This window comes from Flavobacterium sp. GT3R68, from assembly GCF_007109225.1.
Classification (GTDB): domain Bacteria; phylum Bacteroidota; class Bacteroidia; order Flavobacteriales; family Flavobacteriaceae; genus Flavobacterium.
The window spans coordinates 1-1,177 of the sequence record NZ_VJZK01000035.1; the positions used below are offsets into that span (position 1 = coordinate 1).

Below are 1,177 nucleotides of genomic sequence, written 5' to 3' on the forward strand. Positions count from 1 at the left end.
TCTAACGCAAAAGGTAAATGTGTTTTTCCGTTTTCTTTAAGAATGGTAACTATTTGCTCTTTGGTGGTATATTCTTCTTTTGCGGCTCTTACACTATATCTTTTGCCACATTCTACCGGGAGAGAATAGTTGCCTTTTTCGTCTGAAACAGCAGTGCTTATAAGGTTGAGCTTATCGTCAAGCAAAGTTATTTTTGCATTTGGCAGGACTTCAGCGGTAGCTAAATCGGTAATTTCTCCATACAATAATTGTTCACAAGTAAGTCTTCTGGTTTCCAGGAATTTATAAATATCATCATAACCTTGCCCCCCATCTCTATTGGAGGAAAAAAAGCCTCTTCTGGATTTAGTGTCAATTAAATAGGCAAAATCATCTTTAGGGGAATTGGCATCCGCCCCTACATTTTGAACCTCATAGAAAGTACCGTCTGCATTTATTTTAGACACAAATATGTCCAGACCACCAAGACCGGGATGCCCGTCTGAGGCAAAATAAATCTCGTTTTCGTCAGTCACGAACGGGAAGGTTTCTCTTCCTTCGGTATTGATAGTATTTCCTAAATTTTCAGGGGTTCCAAAACTCCCGTCGTCATTTATCTTTACTTTAAATAAATCAGATTGTCCTAATGTTCCAGGCATATCAGAAGCAAAATACAGTGTTTTTTCATCTGGACTTAAAACAGGATGTGCCGTACTGTAATTGTCACTGTCAAAAGGAAGTTCAGTTATATTTGTCCACTGGTTGTTTTCGAAACTGGCTTTGTATATTTTTATTAAAGTAATCTGATTTCCATTTTTTCCTTTTTTACCATCAAGATAATTGTTTCTGGTAAAATACATTGTTTTTCCATCATTTGTAAAGGCAGGAGTAGATTCATGAAACTTCGAATTTATAGTTGCATCAAACTTATGTGGAACACCAGGAATCATGTTATCACCTAAATCGGCAGAATATAAATTGGTGAAATATTGATTGGTCCAAGTGTGTTTTCTCTGTCCTAAACTTCCGGTATCTCTAGCTGAAGCAAATACGATTTTGTTTGAATACAGCGCTGTTCCATCATAGGAATATCTCGAATTACCACCGCCATCTCCCACTTCGTTTCCTCCTGCACCAGAATATATAGCTTCTTAAACCCCGGTGTAACCCACGACACACACTGTTGTATCTTCTTTTG

Annotated in this window: 1 protein-coding gene; it reads right to left on the reverse strand. The window is 37.6% G+C overall.

All coding sequences use genetic code 11. The features are described 5' to 3' along the window. The coding region (locus tag FNW07_RS13675) for a carboxypeptidase regulatory-like domain-containing protein (protein ID WP_370511516.1) at positions 1 to 1,097 on the reverse strand (1,097 nt) is incomplete at its 3' end. Between the last annotated feature and the right edge of the window lie 80 nt (positions 1,098 to 1,177).